This is a genomic window from Mesorhizobium sp. B3-1-8 (genome assembly GCF_006439495.1).
Taxonomy (GTDB): domain Bacteria; phylum Pseudomonadota; class Alphaproteobacteria; order Rhizobiales; family Rhizobiaceae; genus Mesorhizobium.
Window position 1 is genome coordinate 1 of the sequence record NZ_VFTK01000081.1, and the last position, 2,315, is coordinate 2,315.

Annotated in this window: 2 protein-coding genes; one reads left to right on the plus strand and one right to left on the minus strand. The window is 59.0% G+C overall.

Going from position 1 to position 2,315, the window contains the following annotated elements:
* Positions 1-274: 274 nt before the first annotated feature.
* On the plus strand, positions 275-694 hold the full coding sequence (locus FJ424_RS33305; RefSeq protein ID WP_140660002.1) for a hemin receptor: 420 nt from the start codon (positions 275-277) through the stop codon (positions 692-694).
* Between the two features lie 51 nt (positions 695-745).
* On the opposite strand, the gene FJ424_RS33310 is transcribed toward FJ424_RS33305, so the two are convergent.
* Positions 746-2,170, minus strand: coding sequence for an ISNCY family transposase (locus FJ424_RS33310; RefSeq protein ID WP_140660003.1), 1,425 nt, complete (start codon positions 2,168-2,170; stop codon positions 746-748).
* Positions 2,171-2,315 lie beyond the last annotated feature (145 nt).

A 2,315-nucleotide genomic window follows, 5' to 3' on the forward strand; every position in this document is an offset into this window, starting at 1 on the left:
TGTCAAAGCGATTTAGAGACGCGACACCGCCAGCCAGTTAGAAATGCGACAGTGATGCGCTTCTTGGCGTCGACGTAAGCGCCCGATCGGGCGTCAGCTGGTCGGGGTTGCGCAGCCCGATCGGGTGCGATCCAGTGAATTCCTTGGCTTTAGCTTTGAGAGCCTGTCAACGACCTGCAACGAAGGGCAGGGGCTCGCCCTTTGCCGCCCTTAGCGCATTGCTGAGAAAAGTGTTTCTTGCGACGATGAAGCGACCAGAGGATTGGAGACCTTCATGACAAAACGCACGCCCCCGCCTGGCGTCGGGCCACATAATGGCCGTGAACTGCAAATGATGCTTCGGGGCGAGAAACCAATGGCGCTGTTCTCAGCAGAACCGGGTATGAAGGCAGAAGATATCGGTGATGCGCATTTCAAGCCCTTTGTCGATGAAGGGCGTATCCTCAAGTTCTCCTACATTGATCCCGAAACCTCTATCGAGGAACGTCGCTACTGCCTGCCAACAGAGGAGTGGCGCTGTAAGCTTAGCCAGATGATCTCACGAATGTGCCGCAGCGGGGAAGCCTTTGACGTCTTCACAACGAATGATTTAGCGAGGCTAGAGGGCACTCTCCTTGGCTACCCAAAGGACAGTATTGAAGCGTTTATTGCACATGCTACGGCGCTGAAAATCTCGAACTTCAGAACAGATTAAACGGCTGCCGCCCACATAGGCCCGATGTCACTGAGGATCCGGCGTGAAATCTTATTCCGCAGCTTCCAGCCTCGCCAGCGCCTGTTCTCGCCGAGCTACAACGGCGGGATCGTTCATGAAATCCGTCCTCTTTCCGGACTTGCGGCCGCGCTTGACGTAACCGTTGCTCTGGCTGCCATCGGGAATGCCGAACATGTGGTTCGCCTGGCCCGTGCGGCGCGGGCCGTGCTGGCTGCGCTGAAGGTCGCGGCCGGCCTGCATCTCGGCGACCATTGCTAGCGCTTCGTCCAGGCGCTTGTTCTCGACGACTTCGGATCTGTGAACCGAGCGCAACTTGTCGAATGTTCTGTAGGCCAGGGACGTGCTGCCTTCCATGATCTCGAGACGGCCATCAGGATAGTCGCAGACGACAACCTTCTTGCCGGCCAGGCGCTTCGCAAAATCGCTCGGGTCAAGGATGAACAGCACCTTGTCGTAGCGCAGCGTCAGGGCTTGCGACAGCGTGCGGAACTCCTTGCGGCACATAGCGCTGTCCAGGTTCTCATGCTTGGCGAGGGGGCGGTGCATGTCCTTGGGATTGCGGGGCTCCTTGCCGAAGCGTGCATTGAAGTCCGCTATGAACTCCGGCGCGAAGGCGTTGGCCGCTTCGATCGTGCTGATACCGCGAAGGCGCAACTCCTTCACGAGCCGATCCTGGAGCGTTTGATTGGCGCGCTCGACGCGGCCCTTGGCCTGCGGGGTGTTGGCGCAGATGATATCAATGTTGAGCTCATAGAGCGCTCGGCCGAACTGCGTCAGGCCGCTCGTCCGATCCTTCTCCGAACCATGCGTCGTGCGGAAGATGCCATGCTTGTCGCTGTAGAATGAGATCGGCTTTCCCCATTCCTGCAAATATGCCTTCGTGGCGATCAAATAGTCGAACGTATTCTCCGAACCGGCAAATCGAAGATGCAGCAGCTTGCCCGTCGCGTCGTCGATATAAACGAGCAGGGCGCACTTGGGACCGCGGTTCTCGAGCCACCAATGGTGCGAGCCGTCGATCTGCACCAACTCACCGAGACAGTCGCGCCGGCCCCTTGGCTGATGGAGTTGCTTCTTGCGCTGCCGGCGCGATGTCCAGATGCTGGCTTCCGTCATCCATTTGCGTAGCGTCTCCGTGCTGACCGCGATCTGGTGCCACTCAAGCAACTTCTCGCGGGCAAGCGTCGGGCCGAAATCCCGGTAGCGCTCACGCACCAGATCCAATACCGCGTTGCGGAAGTCCTCATCATGGCGCCGATTGCTCGGCCGGCCGCGCTTCTTCGACGCCAGCCCGTCGGCTCCGTCTTGGTCATAGGCCTGCAACAGCCGGTGAACCTGACTGCGGCTGAGATGAAGAAGTTCCGCCGCCTGGACGACGCTCAGTCGCCGGTCGCGAATCTTCTGGATGGCTTCGAGACGATGCAGCTCTTTTTGCGACAAGGTGACCAAAGGCATGACGGCTCCGCAATGGGCCCGGTCTCACGCCAGGCTCTGTGAAGTCGCCAGCCTTCCTTTCCAGCTTCATGTTGACCAGCCTCGGAAGCGGGAAGTGTCGCATCTCTAACTGGGGCAACTGTCGCATTACTAAATGGCGGCTACA